The organism is Methylobacterium sp. J-048 (assembly GCF_022829515.1).
Lineage (GTDB): Bacteria > Pseudomonadota > Alphaproteobacteria > Rhizobiales > Beijerinckiaceae > Methylobacterium.
The window spans coordinates 23,597-48,432 of sequence record NZ_JAKSYL010000131.1 but is presented as its reverse complement, the minus strand read 5'-3'; the positions used below and the strand labels follow the sequence as shown (position 1 = coordinate 48,432).

General features: G+C 71.0%; 29 protein-coding genes. 18 read left to right on the top strand and 11 right to left on the bottom strand.

Annotation, left to right across the window (positions count from 1 at the left end):
* Position 1: 1 nt before the first annotated feature.
* Entirely contained in the window at positions 2-895 is an 894-nt protein-coding gene (locus MKL09_RS11895; protein WP_244020353.1) for a glycosyltransferase family 2 protein, read from the bottom strand.
* A gap of 313 nt (positions 896-1,208) precedes the next feature.
* Here MKL09_RS11895 and MKL09_RS11890 point away from each other — a divergent pair, with 313 nt between their 5' ends.
* Entirely contained in the window at positions 1,209-1,496 is a 288-nt protein-coding gene (locus tag MKL09_RS11890; protein WP_244020351.1) for a hypothetical protein, read from the top strand.
* Between the two features lie 52 nt (positions 1,497-1,548).
* A complete protein-coding gene (locus MKL09_RS11885) occupies positions 1,549-1,797 on the top strand; it encodes a hypothetical protein (protein ID WP_244020349.1) in 249 nt (82 codons plus the stop codon).
* Positions 1,798-1,862: 65 nt separating this feature from the next.
* Here MKL09_RS11885 and MKL09_RS11880 read toward each other — a convergent pair whose 3' ends face one another.
* From MKL09_RS11880 to MKL09_RS11870, 3 genes are all read right to left on the bottom strand, one after another.
* Positions 1,863-2,354, bottom strand: coding sequence for a type II toxin-antitoxin system YhaV family toxin (locus MKL09_RS11880; protein WP_244020348.1), 492 nt, complete (start codon positions 2,352-2,354; stop codon positions 1,863-1,865).
* Complete coding sequence (locus tag MKL09_RS11875; RefSeq protein WP_244020347.1) at positions 2,351-2,713, bottom strand: type II toxin-antitoxin system PrlF family antitoxin; 363 nt, start codon at positions 2,711-2,713, stop codon at positions 2,351-2,353. The genes MKL09_RS11880 and MKL09_RS11875 overlap by 4 nt, the downstream gene beginning before the upstream one ends.
* A 109-nt stretch (positions 2,714-2,822) precedes the next feature.
* Positions 2,823-3,587, bottom strand: a complete 765-nt coding sequence (locus MKL09_RS11870) for an SDR family NAD(P)-dependent oxidoreductase (RefSeq protein WP_244020346.1) — start codon at positions 3,585-3,587, stop codon at positions 2,823-2,825.
* A 304-nt stretch (positions 3,588-3,891) separates the two neighbouring features.
* Here MKL09_RS11870 and MKL09_RS11865 point away from each other — a divergent pair, with 304 nt between their 5' ends.
* The 3 genes from MKL09_RS11865 to MKL09_RS11855 all read left to right on the top strand — a co-directional run bounded on the left by MKL09_RS11865 (position 3,892) and on the right by MKL09_RS11855 (position 5,322).
* Positions 3,892-4,626 carry an SGNH/GDSL hydrolase family protein gene (locus MKL09_RS11865; protein WP_244020345.1) on the top strand — a complete coding sequence of 245 codons (735 nt, stop codon included), beginning with the start codon at positions 3,892-3,894 and terminating at the stop codon, positions 4,624-4,626.
* Positions 4,623-4,931, top strand: a complete 309-nt coding sequence (locus tag MKL09_RS11860) for a hypothetical protein (RefSeq protein ID WP_244020343.1) — start codon at positions 4,623-4,625, stop codon at positions 4,929-4,931. Before MKL09_RS11865 ends, MKL09_RS11860 begins: the two co-directional genes overlap by 4 nt.
* 199 nt (positions 4,932-5,130) lie before the next feature.
* Positions 5,131-5,322, top strand: coding sequence for a zinc-binding dehydrogenase (locus MKL09_RS11855; protein ID WP_244020342.1), 192 nt, complete (start codon positions 5,131-5,133; stop codon positions 5,320-5,322).
* A 385-nt stretch (positions 5,323-5,707) separates the two neighbouring features.
* On the opposite strand, the gene MKL09_RS11850 is transcribed toward MKL09_RS11855, so the two are convergent.
* Positions 5,708-6,874 carry an HD domain-containing phosphohydrolase gene (locus MKL09_RS11850; protein WP_244020400.1) on the bottom strand — a complete coding sequence of 389 codons (1,167 nt, stop codon included), beginning with the start codon at positions 6,872-6,874 and terminating at the stop codon, positions 5,708-5,710.
* A 592-nt stretch (positions 6,875-7,466) separates the two neighbouring features.
* Here MKL09_RS11850 and MKL09_RS11845 point away from each other — a divergent pair.
* The 5 genes from MKL09_RS11845 to MKL09_RS11825 all read left to right on the top strand — a co-directional run bounded on the left by MKL09_RS11845 (position 7,467) and on the right by MKL09_RS11825 (position 13,056).
* Positions 7,467-8,351: a LysR substrate-binding domain-containing protein gene (locus MKL09_RS11845; RefSeq protein ID WP_244020341.1), complete on the top strand. Its 885-nt coding sequence runs from the start codon at positions 7,467-7,469 to the stop codon at positions 8,349-8,351.
* Positions 8,352-8,565: 214 nt separating this feature from the next.
* The gene (locus MKL09_RS11840; protein WP_244020340.1) at positions 8,566-9,768 is read left to right on the top strand and encodes an FAD-dependent oxidoreductase; all 1,203 of its coding nucleotides are present in this window, start codon (positions 8,566-8,568) and stop codon (positions 9,766-9,768) included.
* Between the two features lie 146 nt (positions 9,769-9,914).
* Positions 9,915-11,603, top strand: a complete 1,689-nt coding sequence (locus MKL09_RS11835) for a thiamine pyrophosphate-binding protein (RefSeq protein WP_244020339.1) — start codon at positions 9,915-9,917, stop codon at positions 11,601-11,603.
* 227 nt (positions 11,604-11,830) lie between these two features.
* A complete protein-coding gene (locus MKL09_RS11830; RefSeq protein WP_244020338.1) occupies positions 11,831-12,283 on the top strand; it encodes a GFA family protein in 453 nt (150 codons plus the stop codon).
* Between the two features lie 167 nt (positions 12,284-12,450).
* A complete protein-coding gene (locus MKL09_RS11825) occupies positions 12,451-13,056 on the top strand; it encodes a glutathione S-transferase (RefSeq protein WP_244020337.1) in 606 nt (201 codons plus the stop codon).
* A 343-nt stretch (positions 13,057-13,399) separates the two neighbouring features.
* Here the strand turns inward: MKL09_RS11825 and MKL09_RS11820 are convergent, their stop codons facing one another.
* On the bottom strand, positions 13,400-13,867 hold the full coding sequence (locus MKL09_RS11820; RefSeq protein WP_244020336.1) for a DoxX family membrane protein: 468 nt from the start codon (positions 13,865-13,867) through the stop codon (positions 13,400-13,402).
* Positions 13,868-14,025: 158 nt separating this feature from the next.
* Entirely contained in the window at positions 14,026-15,210 is a 1,185-nt protein-coding gene (gene argE / locus MKL09_RS11815; protein WP_244020334.1) for an acetylornithine deacetylase, read from the bottom strand.
* Between the two features lie 160 nt (positions 15,211-15,370).
* On the opposite strand from argE, the gene MKL09_RS11810 reads away from it, so the two are divergent.
* The 6 genes from MKL09_RS11810 to MKL09_RS11785 all read left to right on the top strand — a co-directional run bounded on the left by MKL09_RS11810 (position 15,371) and on the right by MKL09_RS11785 (position 19,331).
* Positions 15,371-15,676 (top strand): hypothetical protein, encoded by a 306-nt coding sequence (locus tag MKL09_RS11810; RefSeq protein ID WP_244020332.1) that lies wholly within the window; start codon positions 15,371-15,373, stop codon positions 15,674-15,676.
* Positions 15,677-15,720: 44 nt separating this feature from the next.
* Positions 15,721-16,155: a GlcG/HbpS family heme-binding protein gene (locus tag MKL09_RS11805; protein ID WP_244020330.1), complete on the top strand. Its 435-nt coding sequence runs from the start codon at positions 15,721-15,723 to the stop codon at positions 16,153-16,155.
* 93 nt (positions 16,156-16,248) lie between these two features.
* Positions 16,249-17,115, top strand: coding sequence for an alpha/beta hydrolase (locus tag MKL09_RS11800; protein WP_244020328.1), 867 nt, complete (start codon positions 16,249-16,251; stop codon positions 17,113-17,115).
* 480 nt (positions 17,116-17,595) lie between these two features.
* Entirely contained in the window at positions 17,596-17,904 is a 309-nt protein-coding gene (locus tag MKL09_RS11795) for a hypothetical protein (RefSeq protein WP_244020326.1), read from the top strand.
* A 169-nt stretch (positions 17,905-18,073) separates the two neighbouring features.
* A complete protein-coding gene (locus tag MKL09_RS11790; protein WP_244020324.1) occupies positions 18,074-18,751 on the top strand; it encodes a carbonic anhydrase in 678 nt (225 codons plus the stop codon).
* A 289-nt stretch (positions 18,752-19,040) separates the two neighbouring features.
* Positions 19,041-19,331 carry a hypothetical protein gene (locus MKL09_RS11785; protein ID WP_244020323.1) on the top strand — a complete coding sequence of 97 codons (291 nt, stop codon included), beginning with the start codon at positions 19,041-19,043 and terminating at the stop codon, positions 19,329-19,331.
* Here MKL09_RS11785 and MKL09_RS11780 read toward each other — a convergent pair.
* From MKL09_RS11780 to MKL09_RS11770, 3 genes are all read right to left on the bottom strand, one after another.
* Positions 19,324-19,566, bottom strand: a complete 243-nt coding sequence (locus MKL09_RS11780; RefSeq protein WP_244020322.1) for a hypothetical protein — start codon at positions 19,564-19,566, stop codon at positions 19,324-19,326. The genes MKL09_RS11785 and MKL09_RS11780 overlap by 8 nt on opposite strands.
* A gap of 246 nt (positions 19,567-19,812) precedes the next feature.
* Complete coding sequence (locus MKL09_RS11775) at positions 19,813-20,484, bottom strand: winged helix-turn-helix domain-containing protein (RefSeq protein WP_244020321.1); 672 nt, start codon at positions 20,482-20,484, stop codon at positions 19,813-19,815.
* A 141-nt stretch (positions 20,485-20,625) separates the two neighbouring features.
* Positions 20,626-21,726 carry a replication protein RepA gene (locus MKL09_RS11770; RefSeq protein ID WP_244020319.1) on the bottom strand — a complete coding sequence of 367 codons (1,101 nt, stop codon included), beginning with the start codon at positions 21,724-21,726 and terminating at the stop codon, positions 20,626-20,628.
* A 775-nt stretch (positions 21,727-22,501) separates the two neighbouring features.
* On the opposite strand from MKL09_RS11770, the gene MKL09_RS11765 reads away from it, so the two are divergent.
* Positions 22,502-23,332, top strand: a complete 831-nt coding sequence (locus tag MKL09_RS11765; protein ID WP_244020317.1) for a TrmH family RNA methyltransferase — start codon at positions 22,502-22,504, stop codon at positions 23,330-23,332.
* A 127-nt stretch (positions 23,333-23,459) separates the two neighbouring features.
* Positions 23,460-23,714 carry a hypothetical protein gene (locus MKL09_RS11760; protein ID WP_244020316.1) on the top strand — a complete coding sequence of 85 codons (255 nt, stop codon included), beginning with the start codon at positions 23,460-23,462 and terminating at the stop codon, positions 23,712-23,714.
* A gap of 127 nt (positions 23,715-23,841) precedes the next feature.
* On the opposite strand, the gene MKL09_RS11755 is transcribed toward MKL09_RS11760, so the two are convergent.
* A complete protein-coding gene (locus MKL09_RS11755; protein ID WP_244020314.1) occupies positions 23,842-24,735 on the bottom strand; it encodes a polysaccharide deacetylase family protein in 894 nt (297 codons plus the stop codon).
* Positions 24,736-24,836: the final 101 nt, after the last annotated feature.

The following is a 24,836-nucleotide window of genomic DNA, read 5'->3' as shown; positions in this document are numbered from 1 at the left end:
CTCACGCGCCGGGCTGCGTCGGCCCGGATGAACCGGCCCCGGGCTTCCGGGCGAGTCTGAGGGCCGCCTTGACCGCGTCGAGACGGCTCGGCTTTCGCGCCAGGCGGCGGATCCACGCGCGGGTCTCGTCCAGATGGGCCAGGATCGTGACGTCCTCGACCTCGTTCCGGTCGAGTTTTTCGAAGTAACCTTCGCGATCGTCCGAGCTGTACCGGTAGTGCCGCCGGATCTTGGCCTGCCATTCCTCCGACGATTTGACGAAGTAGTGGTTGATCTGCGCGACCTCGAAATTGGCCCCATCCACTTTGATGCACCAGTCGTTCGGGACGCGCGCGCCCTTGGCCGAGACGACATGCTCCCTGTCGCGGTACAGCGCATAATGCGGCATCAGGAGCGCGACCGTGTCGGTCCTGTGGAGGCTCTTCACGCCTTCGTTGATCTCGTCACCGACGTGACAGGCCCGGCGGAACCGCTCCATCATCAGGCCGCCGGTTTGCCGGACATGGCCGGAACTGCCGAAGAAGCGCCAGTTGATCGCGATCCCGGTAGCGCCCTCGAAATCCCGCACGAAGTCCAGGATGGTGCGGTGCTGCTTCAGGCAGATCATCTCGTCGAGGTCGAGGACCGCCGTCCATTCGACGGTGCCGCCGAACGTCCGCAGATAGTGGTTGTAGGCGTTGATCTGCGTCCGGCCGTCCGGGGCATTCGGCCAGCGCACGAAGGTGACGTGGCGCCGGGCCTCCTTCGCGACCAGGCGTGACAGGCTCTCGTCGCTGTCGTTGTCGTAGACCCAGATATGCTCGAAGCCGAGGGCCAGATGGTAGGCGAGCCATTCCAGCAGGTAGGGATTCTCGTTCTTGGCGATTGCGACGATGCCGGCGCGGTATGGCTTCATGGGCGGGACTTGATCGGTCGCAGGCCGTCTTCAGTGAAGCCCCGACGCTCCGTTGATGAACCGCCCGGATGGGCACCGCTCTGGTAATTTCGTGGGTGCGGGGGAGCCGACGTTGCCGGTCGAACGCTGAGAAAAGCATACAAACGCATGCGATCTCAGTCCAGCGTGCCGGGGCCGGCCCAGGGGAGCGGATCGGCGGCGCAGCCCGGTCCGGGATCGACCATGGCGGCTCCCGGAGCGTATGGCTGGCCCGACGCCTCGCGCGGCGCCCGTCACCCGGACGGTGCGGCGCCCTGATCCCGGGAGACCCTGCATGCCCGATACGCCAGACGCCGGCCCATCGTCCCTGGTCGGAGGCGGCATCGCGGCGCCGGTCGTCTATTTCGAGACCGTCTCGGCCTTCGGGGTCGGGGCGGGGATCGGGCGGATGACCCTGGAGATGGAGATCTACGAGCCGACCGAACCGGGCGCCCCGTCGCGGACGCGCCGGCGCGTGGTGGCGCATCTGCGCGGGCCGCTGCCCGCCTTCGACGCCCTGCGCAGCGCCATCAACCAGATCGAAGCGATGCTGACCCCGCCCGCCGGCGAGCGGCCGAACTGAAGGCCTGCGGTCACCCAGACCGGGCGCAGGCGCCACCCCCACGGAGCACCCCATGAACGCGAACGAGCCGGAACCGCTGGACGACTTCACCCGCGTGCACGCGAAACTGTCCGCCTTGGAGATCGTCCTGGGCGTCCTGATCGGGCGCCTGTCCGAGGAGAACCCGGAAATCCGCGAGGACGTGAAGCGCGATGTGGCGGCGATCCTGTCCGACATGCCGATCGAGGGCCCGAGCGAGGAGCTGATCGTCACCGAGGTGCGCCGGGCCGCCGGACTGCTGACCAGCGTCTCGATCGGCTAGAGCCGTTCCCGATCGCGTTGCAAGGGGGCCGCCCGCAAGCCCTTGATTTGACGCGCTCGGACCGTTCAAGAGGCATCCTGCGCCTTGGTCTCGGCCTCGCGGGCAGCCGTGAGCAGGTCTTCCCAGTCGTCGGGGGGATCGCCGGCGTTCAGGCGCTGCGCGAACACCGTGTAAGGGTCGCTGCGCGAGCCGGCCTTCCGCAGGGTGTTTTCGTCGTTGACCCAGGCGTAGACGATGATGCGGCTCGCGCTGTCGAAGCGGAAGAAAAGCCGAAATCGCTGCAGGAACTTTGCCCGCCGCCAGTGTCGATGCTCCGGCCCGAGCGTGTTGCCGAGCGCGTAGGCGCGCGCGTTCGGATCGCGCGGAATCTCGTCGACGACGAGCTGACGAATCCGAGCCAGGAGCTTGGCTTTCGGGTGCGCGGCGTAGCCGCCCGGGTCCGCCTCCGCCAGGCGTCCGACCGCCTCGGTGAGTGGGGCGAGGCTCGCCACGAAGGCGCTCGCCCGGTAGAGCTTCCAGCCGTTGCGCTCGGCGAAGCCGCTCGCGGGCGGCGTCACAGCGTGACGTCGTCCGGGATCACGTCGTCATCGGACACGGTCACGCCCCCGGTCAGGGTCTCCAGACGCGCGAGTTCGTCCTCGGTGAAGGGGTGCAGCCGCTCGGGATGCGCCGTCATGTCCCGCTCCAGGAACGCGAGGTAGGCCGACACGACGGGGTCACGGTCCACCGTCTCGGCCTCCGGCGTCGGCGTGTCGGGATCGAGGGTGACGAGCATCGTTCCCGGGCCGATGACGTGAGCCCGGATCTTCGCCTTCTGTCGAAACTCCGGGTGCGCCTTGAACAACGCCTTGTCGAGTCGCAGCGCCTCGGAGCGTCCCGTCGTCGTGATCGACCCCTTGAACTCGGCGCGCCGCATCCCTGCCTCCCGGGCTCGTGATACGTGAAAATATACGTGCCTCGCGTTCGGGCGACAAGGATTGGTTCAGCCGACACGCGTGTCGGCGGTCGCCAGGCCTGACCAAAGTTCAGCGGGGCGGCATCCGCAGCGCCCCGTCCAGCCGGATCGTCTCGCCGTTGAGCATCGGGTTCTCGCAGATGTGCCGGACGAGGTCGGCGTATTCGGACGGGCGGCCGAGCCGCGGAGGGAACGGGACGCTCTGGCCCAGCGCATCCTGCACCTCCTGCGGCATCCCCGTCATCATGGGCGTCTCGAAGATGCCCGGCGCGATGGTGACGACCCGGATGCCGTGCCGGGCCAGCTCGCGGGCGATCGGCAGGGTCATCGAGACCACGCCGCCCTTCGAGGCCGCGTAGGCCGCCTGCCCGATCTGGCCGTCGAAGGCCGCGATCGAGGCGGTGTTGACGATCACGCCCCGGGCGCCTTCCGCGTCGGGCGCCTCCCGGGCGATCGCCGCGGCGGCGAGCCGGATCATGTTGAAGGTGCCGATCAGGTTGACCGACACCGCCCGGGCGAAGCTGTCGAGCCGGTGCGGACCGTCGCGGCCGACCACCTTCTCGCCCGGCGCGATCCCGGCGCAGTTGATCAGCCCGTGCAGGTGCCCGAACGCGTCCAGCGCCGCCTGGACCGCCGCCTGACCGTCCGCCTCGCTGGTGACGTCGGTGGCCGCGAACCGCGCCTGCGCGCCCAGCTCCGCCGCCACTCCGGCCCCGGCCTCCCGGGCGATGTCGGCGACCACGACGCTGGCGCCCGCCGCCACGAGATTGCACGCCACCGCGGCGCCCAGCCCCGAGCCCGCGCCGGTGACGATGTAGACGCGATCCTTGATCATCCTGGCTCCCCCCGCTCGTTGGAGCCCCGGCGTAGCGCGGGATCGTGAAGTCCGGAAGGCTGTTCCGTCAGCTGAGCCGTTGACGTGTGAAAAATTCCCACATATGCAGGACGAAGTCATCGCGCGCCGTCATGTCGAGTTCTGCTTGCCAGGATGCCGATGATCGAAAGTAACCACATGTTTCTGCCGCCGTAACACCAGAACATCCGGCCGGCGGCACGGTCACGACACGGTTCATTCCGCATCCCCGCGCCCGGGCAGCAGCCCCGGCGCGACCGATCCCTCATGCCTGTTCGGGACCGCCATGCCTGCACCCTGGATCGCGACCGCCGCCCGGCATTGGCGGCATGGGCGGTGCGTCCGAAACCGCCTGGCCGAGCGTGGCCCGGCCCTGCGCGCGTCGCTCCGCCAGGCCGCTCCGGAGAGCGTGATCCTGGCCGGCAACTCGCATGTCGAGTTCCTCGGGACGCCGGATTTCGGCGGCCGGCCCTGCATCAATCTCGGCATCGGCGGCAGCACCGCGGCCGATTGCGCGGCCCATCTCGCGGATCTGCGGCTCCCGGTTCGCTGCGCGGCCTCGGTGCTGATCATCGGCACCAACGACATCCTGCGCTGGCGGCATCCGGAGCGGGCCTCCACCGAGCGCCGGTTCGAGGCCGAGGTCCGACGCATCCTGCGGATCCTGGAGGTCTGGTCGGCGCAGGTCTTCGTGGCCGCAATCCCGCCGATCGGCGCCTGTGCGACGGGCCGGGATCCCACCGCCGTCGCGGCCTTCTCGGACCGCCTCGAAGCGCTCTGCCGGGCGGGCCGCCACAGCTTCTTCGACCCGTTCGCGGCCCTGCGCGACGACGGCTCGGGGCTCGCCCGCACGGGTCTCTACCCGGACGGCGTGCACCTCGCGGATTACAACCGCCTCGCCGCCGATCTGGTCCGGCTCGTCGCCATCGATCCGGCCCCGTCCGGCCTCCGGATGCGCGCGGCGGTCCCGGCGGCCGGCCTTCGGGCGCTCCATGCCGCCGCCTGGGGCGTCCGCGCGTGACGCTCCGGGCCGTCCTCGACGCGTTCGCGCCCGGGCCGCGCGGCACCGGGCGCCCCGTGCGGGTGTGGCCCGCGGACGAGTCCGTCTGGCTCCGCGAGAACGGCGCCAGGCGCCCCCGCGCGGCCCGCCACGTCCTGCGCGCGCTGGCCTCGCTCGGCCCTCGCGGCCGCTACGAAGCCCACACCGAGCACGGGGCCAAGATCCTCACCGGGCCGGTCAGCACCCTGGCGCTGCCGGATGCCGAGGCCGAGATCCGGTTCGTCTTCCGCATCACGCCGCTCGGCTACGGCGAGACCGCGTTCTGAGTCGCGGCGCTCGGTCTCTGGTTTTGCATCATCTTTTCCCGAAAGCCGGAAACCCCCTTTCGGGATGATGCGCTAATCCGCCGGCGCCGCCACCGGACATCCAAGGCCGATCACTTGGGCCAGAAACGCCAGCGCCGCGCGGATCACGGGCAAGCGCTTCAGAGTCGAGACGCTGGGGAACGGCCGTCCGGTCGCCCTGATGCGGCCGAGCGTGATCGCCTACGCCAACGATCCGGACCTGTATCGCCGCGGCAGCGCCGACCTGATCGCTGCCCTGCAAGACGGCCTGATCAGCCCGATCGGGGCCGCATACGACCTCCGGGACGCGGCCCGGGCCCATGCCGACCTCGAAGGCGGACGCACGACGGGGCGCGTCATCCTGACGGTTTGAAGCCTCATCCCGAAAGGCCCGGCCCTTTCAAGGTGTTTGGATTGGGCCCTATTCAAGGATTTTTCCCAACGGGAACAATCGATTTGGATCGCAACCCAGGTCCGATGACGCGCGCGCGACCCTCACCAGGGGTGATCGGCGCAGGAACGGCACGGACGTGGAAGAGAGACCGCGTAAGGAAATCCTCCCCTTCCCCGAGGCCCAGATTTCCGCATCCACCCCGTCATCCCGGGGCGCCGCAGGCGAGCCCGGGATGACGGGGTTGTTCTCAGAACGGCCTCTGCAAAGACCAAGCGTCGTGAGGCAAGCGAGACAGTCCGCTGACGCAAACACCTTGAAACGGATCTTCAGGGATGAACTGGGATCGGCGCCCGCTCCCGCGGCGTCATCCGTGGCGTCTGCGGGCGGGGGCTTCGTCCACGAACCGGCCCGCGAGGACGGGCGTCTCGGCGGCGATCTCGCGGAGCAGCGTCGGCACCCGGGCCCAGGGCTCGGTGACGGCGCGGGCGTCCGGCCGGACCGCGCCCCGCGCCTGCCCACCGGCCACGAGCACGTCCGGCCAGCGCGCGCAAAAAGCCTCGACGCAGGCCGGGTCGAAATGGCGGCCGCTATCGGCCCGGATGCAGGCCAGGGCCGCCTCGAACGACATCGCCTCCTTGTAGGGCCGCTGCGTGGTCAGGGCATCGAACACGTCCGCCACCGCGACGATCCGGGCCGCCAGGGGGATCGCGGTGCCGGCGAGCCCCTTCGGATAGCCGCTGCCGTCCCATTTCTCGTGATGCGCCTCGGCGATCTCGGCGGCCAGGCGGATCAATTCGGAGGTGCTGCCGCCCAGGATGCGCTGGCCGATGGTCGCGTGCGTCTTGATCAGGGCGAACTCGTCCGGGTCGAGCCGGCCGGGCTTCAGCAGGATGCCGTCCGGGATCGCCACCTTGCCGACATCGTGCAGCGGCGCGGCGAGGTACAGGTTGCGGCACAGCTCCGCCGGCAGGCCGAGGGCCTCGGCCACGATCTGGCTGTAGCGGGCCACCCGCCAGGTGTGGTCGCCGGTGTCGTTGTCGCGATACTCGACGGCCAGCGACAGGCGGAAGATGATCTCCTCCTCGCGCTCGCGCATGTGCCGCAGGGCCGCCTCGACCTCGCCGTCGAGCCAGGCGGCCTGCTCGGCCAGCCGCCGCACCGCCTTGGCGAGGCGGATCAGGTTGCGCAGCCGCACGGTCTGCTCGACGCCCCGCATCGACTTGTCGAGGAAGTCGGTCGCCCCCGCCTCCAGGGCGGCGAGCCGCACCGCGTCGGAGATGTCGCTGGTGACCATCGCGATCGGCACCTGGGCGTAATGCGGGATGGTGCGCATCCGCTGGATGAACGCGATCCCGTCCATCGCCGGCATGTGGTAATCGACCAGCACGAGGTCGAAGGCGCGCATCTGCGCCTCCACGAGGGCGGCGGCCGGATCGGCGTAGTCGGTCACGCTGACGTCGGGCTTGGCCTCCAGCATCTGGCGCAGGCGCCGGCGCATGGTCGCGCTGTCGTCAACCAGGAGCGCGTCCATCATGGGGTCTCGTCTCGCTTCGCGGGCACGGGCACGGGCCCGGCGCGGGAAGGGCGGGGCGTCGGCGCCGCACCGGTGGGCGCGACCGCAATCACGGCATCCCGCGGGCGCCGAGAACCGCGGGTCTCCGAAGACGGGGCCGGAAGGCTCAAAACGGTCATGATCCGATCCGGTGACGATCGCGGGTGAGGCTGCCGCCGCAGTTGTGGAAGGTCTCGTCGGCAGGGCGATACATTTGGAATATTGCACGTTAAAGGGGAGTAAATGGTCTTTGACTCGCCCTCGCGGAAAATGTTGTTCTGCAGGTCAGATGTTTTAGCTGTATAATTCGCTCAATATTGAAATCTTGCACTCTTTAATGAGAGATCATATGTATTTACGGAGCGATTATCAGTGATATTGGCTATTACGTACGTACTTATGATCTCTATGCTGATGCTGTTGTACGTGATCTCGCGCCGCAATCCTCCGGTCGCCGGGGTGGCTGCGGCCGCCGGGCGCTGACAGGCGTGCCGGGCGGCGATACCGTCCCGCGCCGTCGCTGCGGGACGGATGCGCCCGATTGCGCCGCTGCTGGGAAGGACCTTCGGCGATGATGCGGTTCGATCTCACCGATCTCGGCCTGTTCCGGCACGTGGTCGAGGCCGGCTCGATCACCCACGGGGCGGCGCGGGCGAACCTCGCCCTGGCGGCCGCCTCGACGCGGATCCGGATCATGGAGGACTCCCTCGGGGCCGCGCTCCTGACCCGGGGGCGGCAGGGCGTCAGCCCGACCCCGGCGGGGCGCACGCTCCTGGCCCATGCCCGCGAGATCCTGGCCGGCGTCGAACGCCTGCGCGAGGAGATGGCGGTGTTCTCCGGCGGTGCGGCCGGGCAGATCCGGGTGCTCGCCAACACCAACGCGCTGACCGAGTTCCTGCCCGATGCGCTCTCGGCCTTTCTGGGCGGCCATCCCGGGATCGGCGTCGAGATCGACGAGCGCACCTCCGAGGAGATCGTCGGGCTGGTGGCCGAGGGCGCGGCCGATCTCGGCATCCTGTCCGGCACGGTCGATACCGGCTCGCTCCAGACCTTCCCGTTCCGGGAGGACCGATTCGTGCTGGTGGCGGCCCGGGACCATCCCCTGGCGGCGCGCGCCGCCATCGCCTTCGTGGAGGTGCTCGGCCACGACCTCGTCGGCCTCGACCGGCGCAGCGCCATCAGCCGGTTCCTCGTCGCCCAGGCGGTGCGGGAGGGGCGGCCGATGCGCCTGCGGGTGCAGTTGCGCGGCTTCGACGCCGTCTGCCGCCTGGTCGAGGCCCGGGTCGGGCTCGCGGTGCTGCCCGAGAGCGCCGCCGCCCGGGCCGCGCAAGGGCTCGCCATCGCGGTGGTGCCGCTCTCGGATCCTTGGGCGCGCCGCGACCTGACCCTGTGCCTGCGCGACCTCGACGGCCTGCCGCCGTTCATGCGCGCCTTCGTGGCGCAGTTGCGGGCGTGAGCGCGGCACAGATCCGGGTTGGGCAAGAGATTCGGATAAGGTGCGGCGATTCAATCAGAAGATGAGATGGTCTGAAAGCTTCGTTGTCGTCCTGTAAACGGATGTTTCCAGGCTCTAAAAAGATTACGTACGTGCTTTACGGGCGTCATCATCGCTGCCATCTGTGCGGTTTCGTGCATTCAAACTCTGGCGCCGTGGACGGGACGACTTTGCGATGACAGCGATGGGCAGCGGGGTGGACAGCTACGACGTGGCCGTGGTCGGCGCCGGGCTGGCCGGGAGCTGCCTGGCCGGGGCGCTCGCCCGTGCCGGGATCCGGGTCACGCTGATCGACGCCCAGGCCGAACGCGGCGCGGCGCGCCGCGACTTCCGGGCGGAGAAATTCGGGGCCGACCAGATGGCCCTGTTCGAGGGCCTCGGATTCGGGGCGGCTCTGGCCGCGTGCACGACGGCGACCGAGGAGGTCGCGGTGGTCCGCTACGGCCGCCTCGCCTACCGGGAGGCCGCCCGGGAATGGGGCGCGCATTATCCCGTGCTGGTCGGGGCCGCCCGGGCCGCCCTGCCCGAGGGACTGCTGATCCCCGGCCGGGTCGCCGATTTCGAGCTCGGGCCGGATCGCCAGATTCTCGCCTTGAGCGACGGCCGCCGGATCGAGGCGCGCCTCGTCGTGCTCGCCACCGGGCTCGGCCACGCGCTGCTCGCCAAGGCCGGCATCGCCAAGCGGGCGCTGAGCCCGCGCCACTCCCTGGCCGTCGGGTTCGATATGGCGGCGCCGCGGGCCGCCTTCCCGTTCCCGGCCATGACCTACTTCTCCGAGGGGTTCGGCGGGCGCGACGCCTACCTGACCCTGTTCCCGATCGGGGACGTGATGCGGGCCAACCTGTTCTGCTATCGCGACCCCGGCGAGCCCTGGGTCGCTGCCCTGCGCCGGGACCCGGAAGCCACCCTGCGGGCGATGATGCCCCACCTAGCGCGGCATTGTCCGGACCTGTCGGTGGCCGGCCCCCTCGAGGTCCGGCCGATCGACCTCGCCCGGGCCGACGGGGTGGAGCGCGACGGGCTGGTGCTGATCGGCGACGCCTTCCAGACCGCCTGCCCGATCCCCGGCACCGGGATCGGCAAGCTGCTGACCGATGCCGACCGGCTCGCCCGGGTCCACGTGCCGGCCTGGCTCGCCACGCCGGGGATGGGTCGCGAAAAAGTCGCGGCGTTCTATGCCGACCCGGTCAAGCAGGCCTGCGACGCCCGCAGCCTGCGCGCCAGCCTGTACGCCCGCGGCCTCGCCGTGGAGACGGGGACGCTCTGGCGAGCCCGGCGCCTGCGCAACCGCGTCGCCCGCACGGCGATTCGCCTGGTCAAGGACGGGCCGCGGGCCGCCGCGGCTTTGGCGCCCGGACTGCTCCCGATCGGACTCTAGCGTTCGGCTTCGTCAGGGCTCCGCCCTGACAACCCGCCAAAGGGCTCGCCCTTTGGAAACCCGATTCCGCCCCGCGGGCCTTCGTCGCGGCGCGGCCATGCGGTAGCATCGCACGGATTCCGCCGGGGGGCGGAGGAGGGTTGCGTATGTCGATCGAGACCGTGGATGCCGCCGGGAGCCGGAGGGGCGCCGACCTGCTGCTGGACGTGCTGCGCTCGGAGGGGGTGCGCTACATCTTCGGCAATCCCGGCACCACCGAATTGCCGCTGATCGACGCGCTCACCGAGGCGCAGGACATCGGCTACATCCTCGCCCTGCAGGAGGCGACCGCGGTGGCGATGGCCGACGGCTACGCCCAGGGCGCGCGCCGGCCGGCCTTCCTCAACCTGCACACCGCCGGCGGCCTCGGCCACGGCATGGGCGCGCTGTGGAACGCGCAGGTCAGCGGCACGCCGCTCGTGGTCACGGCCGGCCAGCAGGACCTGCGCCACGCCCTCTCCGACCCGCTGCTGATGGGCGATCTCGTCGCCATCGCCGACCCGGTGGTGAAATGGGCCCGCGAGGTCACCAGCCCGGACCAAATCCCGGTGCTCCTGCGCCGTGCCTTCCACGATTGCGGGGCCGCCCCATCCGGCCCGGTCTTCCTGTCCCTGCCGATGGACGTGATGGAGGCGATGACCGCGACCCCGGCGGGCGAGACCTCGACCATCGACCAGCGGGCGGTGGCGGGCTCCCTCGACAAGCTGGCCGAAAAGCTCGCCGCCATCGCGCCCGGCCGTCTGGCCCTGATCGCCGGCGACGAGATCGACGCTTCCGACGCCTCCGCCCAGGCGGTGGCCCTCGCCGACCTGCTGGCCGCGCCGGTCTACGGCTCGTCCTGGCCGGCCCACATCCCCTTCCCCACCGCCCACCCGCTCTGGGCCGGCAACCTGCCGACCCGGGCCGACGCCATCGCCGACATCCTCGGGCGCTACGACGCGGTGTTCGCGCTGGGCGGCAAGTCGCTGATCACCATCCTCTACTCGGAGGTCTCGGCGGTACCGCCGGGGACGCAGGTGTTCCAGCTCTCCGCGGATGTCCGCGACCTCGGGCGCACCTACGCCACCAGCCTGTCGACGGTGGGCGACATCCAGGCCTCCCTGAACGCGCTGCTGCCGCTGCTGGCCCCGCGCGTGGCCGACCGCGCCGCCGCCTACGCGGCAGTGCGCGCCCAGGCGGAGACGGCCCGGACCGAGCGGCGGGCCAAGCTCGCCGCCGCGGCCGACGCCGCCTTCGACGATCCGGTGATCGCGCCGCTCGTCGCCGCCCGCGAGGTGGCCCGGGCCGTGGGGGCGCAGACCACGATCATCGACGAGGCGCCGGCGACGCTCACGCACCTGCGGACCTTCCTCGACAGCCCCTCCACCCACCAATACGCGGCGATGCGCGGCGGCGTGCTCGGCTGGGGCATGCCGGCCGCGGTCGGCTTCTCGCTCGGCATCGACCGGGCACCCGTGGTCTGCGTCGTCGGCGACGGCGCCGCGATGTACTCGCCCCAGGCCCTCTGGACGGCCGCGCACGAGAAACTGCCGGTCACCTTCGTGGTGATCAACAACGCCGAGTACAACATCCTGAAGAACTTCATGAAGGGCCAGGCGCACTACGCCTCGGTGCGGGCCAACCGCTTCATCGCCATGGACCTCACCGACCCGCGCGTCGACTACCTGGCGCTGGCCACCTCCATGGGCGTGCCGTCCCGGCGGGTGACCCGCGCCGCCGACATCGCCCCGGCGATCGAGGCCGGGATCCGGTCCGGCGGCGCCAACCTCGTGGAGGTGGTGGTGCGGGCGAGCTGACCGGCGTCGCCCGGCCGGCGCGGCGGACAGAAAGGCTTGGCGGTTCAAAACCTTGCTGCCGATCTCCGGCGCGCATCGGCGGAGCTTCGCGTGCGCTTTTCTCACACGGCGCGTGCGCTTTTCATGGATTGTCCGGCTCGGATTCCGGCGATACGTCCGACGTGACGTCGATCTCGGCACGTCCCGTCGGACCGGGCGCGGCCGGGATCCGAACAGGACCGGGCACCATGACCGTCCATACCGGCCAGTGTCATTGCGGCGCCGTGCGCTTCCGGGCGACCCTCGGCGAGGGCTTCGGTTCGATCCGCCGCTGCACCTGCTCGTATTGCCGGATGCGCGGCGCCGTCGTCGCCATGGCGGAGGCGGGCGGGGTCGAAATCCTGCAAGGCGCGGAGGCGCTGACCCGCTACCGGTTCCACACCGGGACGGCGGAGCACTTCTTCTGCGCCCGCTGCGGGATCTACACGCACCACCAGCGGCGCTCGAACCAGAACCTCTATGCCGTGAACGTGGCGTGCCTGGACGGGGTCAGCCCGTTCGACTTCCCCGACGTGCCCGTCATGGACGGGGTCAACCACACCAACGACACCGGCCAACCGACCCGCCGGGCCGGCACGCTGCGCTTCATCCCGGCTGAGACGGATCGCGCGTCGAAGACCGGGGTTTCGGAAGGTCCGTGATCGGTTGCCGGTCTGAAACCCTGCCTCATCAGGGCTCCGCCCCGATCCCCCGCCAAAGGGCTGAGCCCTTTGGAAACCCGGTTTGGGCGTCAGGGCTGGATTCCGGCCGGCAGGGGTGCAAGGTCCGAGCGCCTCGACCACGCGTCATGACGAACCGGGACGGTCCGATGAAGCTCTTCTACTCCCCTGCCTCCCCGTATGCCCGCAAGGTGCTGGTGCTGGCCCACGAGACCGGGCTGATCGACAGGATCGCCGTCACCGCCGCCGGGGCCTCCCCGACCGGCCCCTCCCCCGAGGTCGCCGCCCACAACCCGCTCGGCAAGATCCCGGCCCTGGTGCTGGAGGACGGCACCGCGCTCTACGACAGCCGGGTGATCTGCGAGTATCTCGACGGCCTCTCGGCCGGCCCACGCCTCTTCCCCGAGGGTCCGGCGCGCTGGGATGCGCTCACCCGGCAGGCGCTCGCCGATGGCCTGCTCGATGCCGCGCTGCTCACCCGCTACGAGCGGGTCCTGCGCCCGGAAGAGCGGCGCTGGGAGTCCTGGGAGGTCGGCCAGGTGGCCAAGATCACGGCGGCGCTCGACCGGTTCGAGACCCTGGTCGCCGAGATGCCGGTCCTGGATATCGGCACGGTCGCGCTGGCCTGCGCCCTCGGCTACCTCGACCTGCGCTTCCCCGACCTCGCCTGGCGCGAGGGGCGCCCCGCCACCGCCGCCTGGTCCGCGGTGTTCGAGGGCCGGCCCTCGATGGTCGCCACCGTGCCGAAGGGGTGAGGCCCGGGAACTCTCGGGGCTTCGCGCCCCGAACCCGGCCAGAGGGCCGTGGGCCCAGCCCTTTCAAGGTGTTTGGCGCAGCAATTCAAGCGAGACGCGACGCGCTCTCCTCCCCTTGCGGGGAGGAGCTGGAGGTAGGGGTGGTTCAGAAGGCACCGTTAGGCTCAATCCTGCACCACCCCCACCCCTGACCCCTCCCCGCAAGGGGGCGGGGAAAGCGCCAATTTTTCAAAGCGTTGGCGTCAAGTGGAGACCTGTGAACCCGTCGGCGAAACGTCCCGAACGCGGCCCAATCCAGACACCTTGAAAGGGCTGGACCGTGGGCCCTTTGGAAACCCGGATTTTATGGCCGGGCCTGGACCACGTAGGGGTGGGACGAGGCGAGCGGGTCGGCGAAGAAGCTATCCACCGTCCCGGCACCCGTCCCGAAGGTGATCAGCAAAAATCCCCCCGCCAGCGCAAAATTCTTCAAAAAATCCCAAAACAGCTCGCGGCCCTTGCCGCCCGCCCAGAAATCGCCGGGCGCCCAGAATTGCTTCCACAGCAGCGCGGTGACGCCGCAATAGCCGGCGAGCACGAAGGCCGCCGCCCGGTCGGCGGTGCCGGTCAGGATGCACAGCGACATCCCGATCTCGACCCCGAGCCCGATCAGGATCAGCAGGGTCGCGAGCCCGGTGGCGTGCACCGCCTGCCGCGCCTGGCCGACCGCGCCCTTGAAGTTGAGGATCTTGTCCAGGGCGCTGAACGGCAGGAACAGCAGCACCAGGAGCAGGCGGACGCCGAACGCGATCGCGACGCTGAGGCTGGCCATGTGCTGTTCGACGATTCCCGAGCCGGCTCCACGGCCTGCCGCTCCTCCAAACCGCGAGCGGCGCAAAGGTTTCTTCGCGGGAAGACCCAACGGCCGGCGGGACAGCGGCAGACTGCGAAGGCTGTGCGCGGGGATGGCCGCGCCAGACTTCGCCGAATTCAGGCCCGGCACGCCCGGATCAGCCGCCGGACGAAGTCCGCGCAGGCGGCGAGTTCGTCCCGGGTCACGTACTCGTCGGCCTTGTGGGCCCGGGCGATCGAGCCCGGGCCGATCACCACCGCCGGCACGCCGCCCAGCCGCTCGAACAGCCCGCCCTCTGTCCCGTACGACACCTTCCTGTGGGCGTTGCGCCCGGCCAGCCGCTTGGCGAGTGTCACGATCGCCGCCTCGGGGTCGGTGTCGAGGCCGGGATAGTCGATCAGCGGCTCGACCGCGACGCCGCAGGCCGGGTCCGTCGCCCGCATCAGCGGCGCCAGGGTGTCGGTGGCGTAGGCGATCGCGGCCGCCGCCAGCGCCCCGGCATCGTCGGCGCCGATCGCCCGGTACTCGAATTCCACGCTGCAGGCATCCGGCACGATGTTGAGCGCCGAGCCGCCCCGGACCACGCTCGACAGACCGGTGGTGTGGGGGACGTCGTAGAGCGGGTCGCGGGCGCCGTCCCGGGCGATCGCCTCCGCGGACAGCCGGACATGCTCGATGAAGCGGGCGGCGTATTCCACCGCGTTGACGCCCGCCGGCGCCAGGGCCGAATGGCTCGCCTTGCCCCGAAAGGTGAGGCGGGAAGCGGACTTGCCCTTGTGCCCGACCACCACGTCCATCCCGGTGGGCTCGCCGACGAAGCAGCCCAGCGGGCGCGGTCCCCGCTCCAGCATCCGGGCGATCAGCGGGCGCACCCCGAGGCAGCCGACCTCCTCGTCGTACGAGATCGCGATGTGGAGCGGGGTCGCGAGCCCGGCCCTCACCATCTCCGGCAGGAGCGCGAGGCAGACCGCGAGAAAGCCCTTCATGTCCGAGGTGCCGCGCCCGTAGAGCCGGCCCGCCGCCTCCCGCAGGACGAACGGGTCCGACGACCAGGGCTGGCCCTCGGCCGGCACCACGTCGCTGTGCCCGGAGAGCACGTAGCCGGCCCGCGTCTCGAACGGGCCGACGCTGACGAGCAGGGCCGCCTTCGCCCCGGTGGCGTCGGGTACCCGTGCGACTGCGGCGCCGTGAGCGCGACAATAGCCTTCGGCCCAGTCGATCAGGGGCAGGTTCGAGCGGGCGCTCACCGTGTCGAAGGCCACGAGGGTCTCGAGCAGCGCCACCGGATCCTGCACGGCGGAGTCTTCAGCGGCGATCGGCATCGGGCGGCTCGTATGGTCTCGGGGGAGGGCGTCCCGCATCCTACGGGGTTTTCGCGCGTTCCGGACCGGCGAAAACCGCCCTGCCCCGGAGATCGTCCCCGGAACCGGCGGCGCGGGCGCCGCGTAGGCGCCGGAGAGCCCGCACAGCCGAGCCCGAACCATGCCCCCCGCGCCCGTCCCAATCCTCTCGGCCCTCCTGCCGGCTGCGCTGCTGCTGACGATAGCGCCGGCCGAGGCCCGCCCGCGCCCGCGCCCGCGGGAACCGCATCACCGTGCGGCATCCGACATGGACGCGACGCTAGCCCGCATGGCCGCGCGCGATCGGCTCCGGGGCTGGCGGGTCTGGCAGGAACCGCGGCCCCTGGCGCGCGTCCTGCCCCCGGCTACCCGGGAGCGGGTGGCGGCCCCGCCGTTCACCGGCTGGGGCTACGGCGGCCCGATCCCGGGGGCCTGGCCCGGCTTCTGACCCGCTCCCCCCCTCCCCCACCGAGACCGCTCCCGAGGCCCGCGATGCGTCCCACCACCCGTCCCGCAGCCCGGCTCACCCATGCCGCGGCCCTGACCGCCCTCCAGGCGGCCATCGCCCATGCCGAGACGATCGGAGTGCCGGAAAACGTCGCATTGGTCGATGCCGACGGCAACCTGCTCGCCTTCCTGCGCATGGACGGCGCCAAGCTGCTGTCGCGGGAGAGCGCCCTGGCCAAGGCGGTCACCGCCGCCTCGAACGGCGCGCCCACCGGCCGCCTCCCCGCCGATCTCGCCGTGACGGTCGCCCTCGCCACCGGCGGCCGGCTGACCAACCTCCCGGGGGGCCTGCCGATCGTGATCGACGGCGCCTGCCTCGGCGGTATCGGGGTCGGCTCCGGCGCCAGCGACCAGGATGTCGCGGTGGCCCGCGCCGCCCTGCGGGCGATCGGCGCCCAGGATCCCGGCACCGGGCCCTGACCAAGCGCTTCGACCCAAGCGCCTCGACGACCGAACTCGACCCTTGCCCGGCAGCCTGTCATGGTGTGACGGGAGGCCGGGAGACAACCCTCGATGGTTCTCGAGATCCGCCTGGACGATCCGACCCCGGCCGACCCGCGCCGCCGCTGGGCCGAGCTCGACCGGGACGCCCGCAGCGCCTGCTACGACAACACCCGCGCGGTCGCCGACAGCGCCGCCCAGGTGGCCGCCCGCGACGCCGCCTCGGCCGCCTACCGGGCCGCGCATCCGGCCGGGCTCGACATCCCGTACGGCCCGGCCCCCCGCAACGCCCTCGACCTGTACCCGGCCCGCGACGGCTCGGCGCCCGCCCTGGTCTTCCTCCACGGCGGCTACTGGCAGCGCGGCGCCCGGGAGCTATTCGCCTGCTTCGCCGAGGGGCCGAACGCCGCCGGCTGGTCGGTGGCGATGGTCGGCTACACCCTCGCCCCGGAGGCGAGCCTGCCCCGGATCGCGGCCGAGATCGGCGCGGCGCTCGACTGGATCGGCACGCACGGACCCGCGCACGGGATCGGCGGCCCGCTGGTGCTGGCCGGCTGGTCGGCGGGCGGGCTGCTGGCCGCGCTGCATCTCGGCCACCCGGCGATCGCCGCCGGGCTCGCGATCTCGGGCGTCTACGATCTCGCACCGATCCGCCAGACCGCCCTCGACGACAAGCTCAACCTCACGGAGGTGGAGGTGGAGACCCTGTCGCCCCTGCGCCTGCCGGTGGTGGGCAAGCCGCTCTGCCTCGCCTATGGCAGCCGCGAGTTGCCGGCCCTGATCCATGATGCCCGCAACCTGCACGCCCTGCGGGCGGCGGCCCATGCGCCGGGCCCCCTGCTGCCGGTGCCCGGCGCCGAGCATTTTTCGGTGCTCGGCGAGTTGCGTCGGCCGGGCGGGATCCTGGTACGGGCCGCGCACGCGCTGCTCGGCGGCTGAGCACACGGGCCGGACCTGCGCTCGGCCCCGGAGACGGCGCGCGCGCCCGATGATCCTGCACGCAGGGTGCGCGAACACGATCACGTACGGCGCTCGCTCGGTCTCGGGCAGATCGGCAGGGCTCGGTCCCCGCGGACGGGCGGCCCGGTGGGCGACATCCGGCACGGGCTCGGCCTCGACCGATCCGGGCTGAAGCGTCCCCTCCCCACCCCGTCCGTCGATCGAGACGGCTTTCCGCGCGTCGTATCGGCCGCGAGAATGCCGCGTACACTGGGTCGGAGCCGGTTAATCCCGGCCTCGACAGAGATTGCAGCATCGCGGTGCGGCTTCGCACAAATAGATCGGTGAAATGGATCAAATTTTACATTATTCTACCGTGTTAGACCGCACATCGACTTCGATCGGCACCGGCTATGTTCGATTCATCGGCACAGGACGTGGTGTCCCGAGCCAGCATGACGAACACAGGCGGAGCCTCGAATGACGCGCACGAACACCCAGCGCTTCCTGACCCTCGGCCTCCTGGCCGGCGCCCTCGCCCTGCCGATGGCGGCCCAGGCCGGCGAGGGCGGCGGCGGCAGCCGGCAGCCCGCCGGCGGCGGTCACATGAGTTCCTATGTCAGCGATCCCTCGCACGATCCGCGCTCCCTGCATTCGCAGCGCGTGGGCAGCGGCCAGCTCCTCGGCGCTCCAATGGTGCATGACGGGGCCCGAGCCGCGGTCTCGCGCGGCAGCGTGGTCGATCCGCATTGGGCGTCGGGCCACGTCGAGCGCCGCGTCCGGCGCTGAGCGCCCTTTGGGCCGCCCGGACCTCGGTCGGGCGGCCCCTCCCCATCTCCCACGGACCCGAACGGACCCGCGACGCAGTGCCGAGATAGCGCAGCGCCCGGGCTCTCGCGGGTCACCCACCGTCCGAACCTCACCCTCAGCCCGATCCCCAGCCGCAGAGCTCCCGCACGTGAACAGCATCATCCAGGGCATCGCCAGCTTCCAGGGCAGCGTCTTCCCGGGCCAGCGCCAGATGTACCAGCAGCTCGTGCGCGACGGTCAGCACCCGAGCGCCCTGATCATCGCCTGCGCGGATTCCCGGGTCTCGCCCGAGCACATCACCCAGGCCGGGCCGGGCGACCTGTTCGTCTGCCGCAACGCCGGCAACATCGTGCCCCCGGCCTCCGACGTGGTCGGCGGCGTCTCCTCGGCGATCGAGTACGCCGTGGTGGCCTTAGGGGTGCGCGACATCGTCATCTGCGGCCATTCCGATTGCGGAGCCATGAGCGGCCTGATGAAGCCGGACCTCCTGAAGAAGATGCCCAGCGTCGCGGCCTGGCTGCGCCACGCCGAGGCCGCCGAGCGCATCGTCTGCGAGGCCTATCCCGAGGGGATGGATCCGCAGGAGCGCCACCGGGCCCTCGCCCTGGAGAACGTCGTGGTGCAGCTCGCCAACCTGCGCACCCATCCGAGCGTCGCCGCCGGCCTGGCCAAGGGTTCCTTACGCCTGCACGGCTGGTTCTTCGAGATCGAGTCCGGCGCGCTGCTGGCCTATGACGGCACCACCGGACGGTTCCGGCCGATCGCCGAGGCGGACATGCCGGTGGCCCAGTCGCCCCTGCCGGGCGACCGGATGCGCGCGGCTTAGAGCGCGCGCCGCCGAAGTGGATACCGGTTCGGCGTGAGCGAGCGCGTCACATCAAAAATTGGAGCCGGCCCCGTCCGTCCCGACCGGGATGTCTTGGCGGGCCGATAATTGATCGCCAGCCGGGCCGAGGACTTTGTCCGTCCGTATAGGACCATCGATCCGGATCTTCGCATCCGGTTAAGCCTGAATCTTCGCGCCCTCTTAAGATGCCGTCGCCACACTCCCCCGGTCCGGCAGGCCCGCGGCCCGGGATCTGCCGGTCGCGCGTCCTCGGCAGGGAGCTTCGTTGATGTTCAGGTTCCTCGCAGCCCCGATCGCCTGCCTGGTCCTGACCGGGGCTGCCGCCGCGCAGGATCGGCCCGACGGCGCCCCCTCGGTGGCGGCGAGCCTGGGCGCCGAGCCCCGCATCCGCCTCGACAGCCTCGCACTCCGTCACCCGGAGCCCGAGGCCGCCCAGACCACCGCGTCCCTGAAGAGCCCGGCGGACCTGCCCAAGGAGGCGCTCCGCGCGGCCCCCAGGCCCTGGTGCGCACAGGAGCGACGCGTCGGCACCGGCGCCGGCTTCTGCCTGATCAACTGAGACCCGACGGGTCGCTCAGGAGACTGCTCAGGTCCGCCCCCACGTCCGCCCCTTCTTCCGCCTCCGGGGCGCAGGCCAGGGAGGCGACGAGCAGGACCAGGACGGCCGCCGCGATCGCGGCGGCGACGAGCACCCGGGTGAGGATTTCCGCGTGTCTTCGGGCGGCATGGATCACCGCACAGCCCAGCGCGAAGGCGCAGACCTGCACGGCCGGCGCGACGAGAGCCGCGGTCACGGCCCGGCCTCCGGACCGGCGGAGCGGGATCGCGCGTCGCTGTGCATGGCTCACGATCCCCAAGCCGTCCGTCCCGAAACCGTGCCGGTAACGGTCCGATTCGGGACCCTACAGGGCCACGACCCAGTGGCGCGTCCCCCAAATGGATCAAGGCCAGCCGGGATCGGCTCCGGCCCGCACGGCGTCACGGCATCGGGACCGGCGGGTTTCAACCGATCCCCGGGCGACGCCGGCCCCGTCCCATCCTCAAGGCTCCGGATCGTGGCTCTGGTCGGACCACGCATCCGCCTCCCCGGCCAGGGCGTAGGTGGCCTCGGCAACGCGGCGCAGGGGCCCACCGGCGCCGGCCCGCTTCCACAGGCGGGTGTTGAGGGCCGCCACCGGGTCGCGCCCCGGCAGGGTAAAGCCGCGGGCCAGGAGGATCTCCAGGATCTCGCCCGCGTGCAACGGCCGGCCCGCCTCCAGGATCGCCCCGCAGGCCGCCTCCACCAGCGCCCGGCCGTAGCGGCGGGCACCCGCCGCATCCTCCGTGAACGCGATCGCCGGCGGGATTCCGTCCGGCTCCTGGCGCAGCGGGAGGGGCCGGGCCGCGGGCGGTGCGGTGTCCCAGGCCTCGGGCCCGGCCTGGTCTAGATTCAAGACCGGATTCGAGACCAACCGAGCGGTGTACGGCGGACCGGTGTCCACCGGGATGTCGCGGGCCGCAACCGCCCGCGGCTCCGACGCCGGACGGGCGGCTGTGCGGCCTGCCACACCGCTTTCGCCCCGATCGGCAACGGCCGGATCGCGTCCCGCACCGCTCAGGCGCCGGCCGAGTTCCAGGTAGAGCACGAGATCCGCGATCTCCCGGTCAAGCGCCTCGCGCTGCCGCCGCAACGTGGCGAGCCGCGCCTCGATCTCGTCTTCCGACAGGCCCATGCCGTGTTCCCTTCAGCCGGACGGAACATGTAGCGTGTTCCAAGCAGATTGGGAATACGTTTTGATATTCCTTTCGGAGACTGAATGCCGAACCGGAATGGAATATGAGGGCGCGGGTCGTGTTCCATTCCCTTTGCGGCTCTAAATTCCCTGGCGCCTGGCCTTCGTTCCCTTCGTCGAGGCCGGGCGCGGCGGGACCAGCAGGGCGCTCGGATCGGCCGGGTGCAGGGTCAGGCCGCCATCGTCGAGCACGATCGGCAGGCGCGGGAACACCTCGCGCAGATGCGCCAGATCGGCCTTGAAGGCCTGTCGGAAGCTGCGGATCGAGGCGTTCTCGGCCCCGAACTGCCCGTGCAGGTTGGTCCAGGTCAGCCGCAGCGGGCGCTGCAAGGACCGCAGCCGGTAGCCGGTCCAGAACAGCAGGTCGAGCTTGCGCGCCGAGCCGGAGAAGGCCCGGGCCGCCCGCACGTCCACCGGTAGCGCGTGCTTGATCAGCGTCTCATAGAATTCCGGATCGAACCGCACGGTCCGTCCCGCCTCGTCCTCGCCCTCCCCGGCCCGGGGCTTCCACAATTCCAGGCTGCGGAACGGCGGGACGTTGAGGGTGGTGGCGCTGTCGCGCCCATCCCACAGGCCGATCTGCATGGTGCAGGCGGCCAGCCGGTTGAGCTGCTCCTTGAACTGCCGGATGGTGCCGCGCTCGCCCCCAGTGACGGCGAATCCCATCTCGCGCATGAAGCCCGAGAGCGTCTCGGCGACCTTCACGGTCGGGCTGCGCTGGCGCACCGCCTCGGTGCAGAGGTGCAGCAGCACCAGCCTGGCCTTCGGCCCGTAGGGCAGCCCCTGCGGTTCGAACGCGCCGGTCTCCGGATCCTTGATCCGCCCGGCCATCAGGCTCAGCGAATTGCGTCCGTAGGTGCGGGTGAATTCACGCACCGGCCCGGGATCGCGATAGGGCAGGCCACACAGAGCCAGCACCGAGTGGATGTGCTGCAGGCTCGACGGCAGGGCCGGCTCGCTCTCGATGACGAGGCGGACCGCGTCGCGGCGGCGCTGGTCGCGCGACAGCTGGGCACGGCGGAGCTCCTGCTCCCCGAGAACGGCGGCCTGGGCGTCGCGTTCGCGCTGGCGGTGCAGCACGTGCTCGACGATCTGGGCGAACAGGAAGCCGCCGCGTGCCGCCTCGATCTCGGCCCGCAGATCCGCGTCGTGGATCGCGGCGATTTTTTCCTCGACGCCCATCGCCCCTCAGCCCGAGCCGCACGCGGACCCACCGCTCCGGAAGGCGGAGGGGCGGCCCGATCCTGCCATGCCACGATTCGCCGAGCGGGGCTCGCGTCGGATCCGGCTTGTCCCGGCAATCCCCGTTTCCCCGCCCCGTTTCCCCGCCCCGTTTCCCCGCCTCGTTTCCCCGCCCCGTTTCCCGGAGGCGGCGCTGGCGCAGAGTTCCATACGGGCTGACCCGGCCTTCCGACCTGCGCAGAGTTCGATACGCCGGGGGCCCGGCATTCTGTCCCCGCATTCCACCGCTTCGACCCGGAATCCGCGCCGAATCCGATACGGAACCGCGCAGACTCCGATACGCGCACCGGCCGGATCCGCGCAGACTCCGATACGGGACAGCGCAGAGTCGCATGCACACCTGCGCAGAGTCGGATACGAAAACATCACGCAAATCCTTGGCCTGTATGGCGAAATCACCACTGCATATAGTCTTCCGAACTGACTCTCTGAAAGATTCCATCTTGATATTTTTCCTACTTAACGGCGCGCTCGTTCGTTCTGAAGAACAGACCGAGTTCCCTCGATCATCACATGGTTTGAAGGGAATATACCCGATCCATCCACAGACCGGGGGCGTGCGGACGGGAAAGAGGGTGAGGGAATCGACCGTGCGCCCGGCCGCGGTGCGGTCTTTCGGGGGGCCTCGGCTTGACGCGGGCGACGCCGCCCGGTTTCTCGGCGCGACCCATTCAGAGAAGGCCGTGCCGATGCTCCCCTCCCCGATCGCGCTCCGATGACCGGGCGTCGCAACGACGGCCGCCCGGGCGGTCCGCCCCGGTTCGGGTCGCGACCCGGCTTCCGGCCCGGCGGCCGCCCGGGAGGATCCGGACCCCGTCCCGAATCCGGCGCACCCGACGGCTCGGCCGTGCTCTACGGCTGGCATCCGGTGGTGCAGGCCCTGGGCAATGCCGAGCGCGGGCTGCACCGGCTGCTCGCCACCGAGAACGCGGCCGCCCGGCTGACCGAGGAGTTCGGCGATGCCCTGCGCATCACGCCCGAGCTGGTGCGGCCCAGCGAGATCGGTCGCCTGCTCGGGCCGGATGCGGTCCACCAGGGCCTGTATCTCGAGGCCGAGCCCCTGGCCGCCCCCGGCCTCGACGACCTGCCGGCCGACGCCCTGCTGCTGGCGCTGGACCAGATCACCGACCCGCACAATGTCGGGGCGATCGTCCGCACGGCCGCGGCCTTCGGGGTCGCCGGCATCGTCACCACGGTACGGCACGCGCCAGGCGCCACCGGGGTCCTGGCGAAATCCGCCTCGGGCGGGCTGGAGCACGTCCCCTTCGTCACCGTCCGCAACCTGGCGGAGGCGCTGATCGCGCTGGGTGAGCGCGGCTACACCCGGATCGGCCTCGATTCCGACGCGCCGGCGAGCCTCGACACCCTCACCATCGCCCGGCCGCTGGTGATCGTCCTCGGGGCGGAGGGCAAGGGCCTGCGTGAGCGGACCCGGACCTGCTGTGACGTCCTGGCTCGGATTCCGTTCTCGGGGGCGATCCGCAGCCTCAACGTCTCGAACGCCGCCGCCATCACGCTGTACGCGCTCGGCCGGCCGCCGGCCTGAACCGCACCCAGATACAGTCCTGAAACAAAAAGGCGCCCGTCGAATTGGACCGGCGACCTAGGCAATTCCAGCATCTTGCAGTAGAAGACAGCAGTGAGGGGGGCGTGGGCTAGTAGGCGTGCGCCGGATGCTGGATGATGCGTTTACGTATGGCGGCGGGGCGGTCAGCCTGATCGCTGTCGGCGTGTGGCTGTGGCTCGCCCGGCGGGCCGTTCCGAGCTTCGAATCCTTCGTGAAGGGTTTCGACGACGAGCTGCATCTCGGCGCCACCCCGGAGGAGCGCGCCCGCAGCGCCCGCTGGTATCAGGTCCGCCAGGCGGCCGTGGCGCTCACCGCCGTAGCCGCCCTGTGCCTGTCGATCGGCCTCGTGATCCCCGACTGAACGACGAAAATTCCGGATTCAAAAGGTCGAGACCTTTTGCGGGTGCGGGCGGAGCCCGCCGTTCTCAGGGGCTCCGCCCCCGAACCCCGCCAAAGGGCTGAGCCCTCTGGAAACCCGTCCTTGAGGATCAGCCGGTGGGTGGATCCAGGGCGGCGGCGATGGCGCCGGCCGTGGTGAGCCAGATCCGGTCCCGGTGGGCCGCGATATGCGCGAGCGCCGCCCGCAGGGGCCGCAGCCGGTGGGGCTGGCCGACGATGTAGGGATGGAGCGCGATGCCCATCACCAGGGGTGCAGCAGCGGATTGTTCCAGCATCTCGTCGAAGGCGTCGACGATCGCGTCGGCGAAGTCTCGGCCGGTCTCCTTGCGGGCGACGATCGCCGGGATGTCGTTCAGTTCCTGCGGATAGGGCACGGCCAGGATCCGGCCGCCGCCCCGGGTCGCCATCCAGGTCGGCTGGTCGTCGTGGCACCAGTCGAGGAGGTAGCGGTAGCCGGCCTCCGCCAGCAGGTCCGGCGTCACCCGCGATTGCGAGATCCAGGGCCCGAGCCAGCCGCCCGGCGCCCGGCCCTCCTCCCGGGTCAGGATCGCGGTGGCCTCGGCGATCAGGGCGCGCTCCTCCGTCTCGGACAGGGTGCCCTGCCGCTCGGCATTGGTGCGGCCGTGGCCGACGATCTCATCGCCCCGGGCCCGGAACGCCTCGATCAGGCCCGGGCAGTCCCGGTAGAGCCGGCTGTTGACCAGCACGCTGGCGGGCAGGCCGAGACCGTCGAGGGCGTCCCGCAGCCGCCAGGCCCCGACCCGGTTGCCCCAGTCGCGCCAGCCGTAATTGAGCACGTCGGGCTGCGGACCGCCCGGCGCCAGCTCGGCCCCGAGCCCCGACCCGAAATCGAAGGTCTCGAGGTTGAGGCCGACATAGACCGCGAGCCGCTTAGCCCCGGGCCAGTCGTAGACCGGCCGGTCCGGAAGGGCGCTGTAGCGGTAGCGGCCATGCTGCTGCGCGGCCGAGGGTGCATCATCCATCGCGGGTCCAGTGTCCGGGGGCGCCTGGGCAGATAGAGCATCGTCCCGAAAGGTGGTGTCCGGCTTTCGGGGAAAAGACGATGCTGTCGGCCCGATCCGGG

What these genes read in the sequence shown, in the direction of transcription:
- MKL09_RS11805 (WP_244020330.1), top strand. Translation starts at nt 15,721, where the DNA reads ATGCGTCCCACCACCCGTCCCGCAGCCCGGCTCACCCATGCCGCGGCC.
- MKL09_RS11870 (WP_244020346.1), bottom strand. Translation starts at nt 3,587, where the DNA reads ATGATCAAGGATCGCGTCTACATCGTCACCGGCGCGGGCTCGGGGCTG.
- MKL09_RS11760 (WP_244020316.1), top strand. Translation starts at nt 23,460, where the DNA reads ATGCTGGATGATGCGTTTACGTATGGCGGCGGGGCGGTCAGCCTGATC.
- MKL09_RS11845 (WP_244020341.1), top strand. Translation starts at nt 7,467, where the DNA reads ATGATGCGGTTCGATCTCACCGATCTCGGCCTGTTCCGGCACGTGGTC.
- MKL09_RS11810 (WP_244020332.1), top strand. Translation starts at nt 15,371, where the DNA reads ATGCCCCCCGCGCCCGTCCCAATCCTCTCGGCCCTCCTGCCGGCTGCG.
- MKL09_RS11765 (WP_244020317.1), top strand. Translation starts at nt 22,502, where the DNA reads ATGACCGGGCGTCGCAACGACGGCCGCCCGGGCGGTCCGCCCCGGTTC.
- MKL09_RS11770 (WP_244020319.1), bottom strand. Translation starts at nt 21,726, where the DNA reads ATGGGCGTCGAGGAAAAAATCGCCGCGATCCACGACGCGGATCTGCGG.
- MKL09_RS11755 (WP_244020314.1), bottom strand. Translation starts at nt 24,735, where the DNA reads ATGGATGATGCACCCTCGGCCGCGCAGCAGCATGGCCGCTACCGCTAC.
- MKL09_RS11885 (WP_244020349.1), top strand. Translation starts at nt 1,549, where the DNA reads ATGAACGCGAACGAGCCGGAACCGCTGGACGACTTCACCCGCGTGCAC.
- MKL09_RS11830 (WP_244020338.1), top strand. Translation starts at nt 11,831, where the DNA reads ATGACCGTCCATACCGGCCAGTGTCATTGCGGCGCCGTGCGCTTCCGG.
- MKL09_RS11865 (WP_244020345.1), top strand. Translation starts at nt 3,892, where the DNA reads ATGCCTGCACCCTGGATCGCGACCGCCGCCCGGCATTGGCGGCATGGG.
- MKL09_RS11820 (WP_244020336.1), bottom strand. Translation starts at nt 13,867, where the DNA reads ATGGCCAGCCTCAGCGTCGCGATCGCGTTCGGCGTCCGCCTGCTCCTG.
- MKL09_RS11835 (WP_244020339.1), top strand. Translation starts at nt 9,915, where the DNA reads ATGTCGATCGAGACCGTGGATGCCGCCGGGAGCCGGAGGGGCGCCGAC.
- MKL09_RS11850 (WP_244020400.1), bottom strand. Translation starts at nt 6,874, where the DNA reads ATGGACGCGCTCCTGGTTGACGACAGCGCGACCATGCGCCGGCGCCTG.
- MKL09_RS11890 (WP_244020351.1), top strand. Translation starts at nt 1,209, where the DNA reads ATGCCCGATACGCCAGACGCCGGCCCATCGTCCCTGGTCGGAGGCGGC.
- argE (WP_244020334.1), bottom strand. Translation starts at nt 15,210, where the DNA reads ATGCCGATCGCCGCTGAAGACTCCGCCGTGCAGGATCCGGTGGCGCTG.
- MKL09_RS11855 (WP_244020342.1), top strand. Translation starts at nt 5,131, where the DNA reads ATGCGGCCGAGCGTGATCGCCTACGCCAACGATCCGGACCTGTATCGC.
- MKL09_RS11800 (WP_244020328.1), top strand. Translation starts at nt 16,249, where the DNA reads ATGGTTCTCGAGATCCGCCTGGACGATCCGACCCCGGCCGACCCGCGC.
- MKL09_RS11825 (WP_244020337.1), top strand. Translation starts at nt 12,451, where the DNA reads ATGAAGCTCTTCTACTCCCCTGCCTCCCCGTATGCCCGCAAGGTGCTG.
- MKL09_RS11795 (WP_244020326.1), top strand. Translation starts at nt 17,596, where the DNA reads ATGACGCGCACGAACACCCAGCGCTTCCTGACCCTCGGCCTCCTGGCC.
- MKL09_RS11785 (WP_244020323.1), top strand. Translation starts at nt 19,041, where the DNA reads ATGTTCAGGTTCCTCGCAGCCCCGATCGCCTGCCTGGTCCTGACCGGG.
- MKL09_RS11840 (WP_244020340.1), top strand. Translation starts at nt 8,566, where the DNA reads ATGACAGCGATGGGCAGCGGGGTGGACAGCTACGACGTGGCCGTGGTC.
- MKL09_RS11775 (WP_244020321.1), bottom strand. Translation starts at nt 20,484, where the DNA reads ATGGGCCTGTCGGAAGACGAGATCGAGGCGCGGCTCGCCACGTTGCGG.
- MKL09_RS11895 (WP_244020353.1), bottom strand. Translation starts at nt 895, where the DNA reads ATGAAGCCATACCGCGCCGGCATCGTCGCAATCGCCAAGAACGAGAAT.
- MKL09_RS11875 (WP_244020347.1), bottom strand. Translation starts at nt 2,713, where the DNA reads ATGCGGCGCGCCGAGTTCAAGGGGTCGATCACGACGACGGGACGCTCC.